At 52.3% G+C, this 476-nt stretch carries 1 protein-coding gene; it reads right to left on the bottom strand.

The window, feature by feature from the left end:
• Window positions 1–13: 13 nt before the first annotated feature.
• Window positions 14–476, bottom strand: a 463-nt coding sequence (locus AC1DF3_RS37110; protein ID WP_478142829.1) for a calcium:cation antiporter, incomplete at its 5' end; no start/stop codon positions are given.

Here is a 476-nt window from a genome sequence, read left to right as displayed (position 1 = left end):
GTCATGCGCAACGTTAGACGAGATAGAACGCAATCCCTAGTATGACGTATACCATAAGCAGAAGTACACCTTCGTACCAGTTCGTATTGCCGTCCCTGGAGACAGACTTGGCGATAAAGACCGATACGCCGATTGCGGTTAGCTCGATTGGGGTGAATACGATATCCATCGTATTGCCGAATAGCGTACTGACGATAATGAGCACTGGAGCAACGAACAAAGCGATCTGCAAGCTGCTGCCGATGGCGATCTCCACGGCTGCCCCGATCTTGTTCTTCATTGCGAGAATGACCGCAGCGCTGTGCTCAGCCGCGTTGCCGACGATGGCAATGACGAATGCCCCGATGAACAGTTCTGACAGTCCGAAGCGCTCCGAGAACGTATCCAGCGTATGTACGAGCCATTCGCTGACGAATGCGACCATTACGGTAGCCAGTACGAGGAAGAGGATTGATTTCATTTTCGACCAAGCAGGC

It is taken from the genome of Variovorax sp. 10N432 (assembly GCF_056394465.1).
Note: the sequence above shows the minus strand (reverse complement) of the source record. Positions and strands in the feature narration are given on the sequence as shown.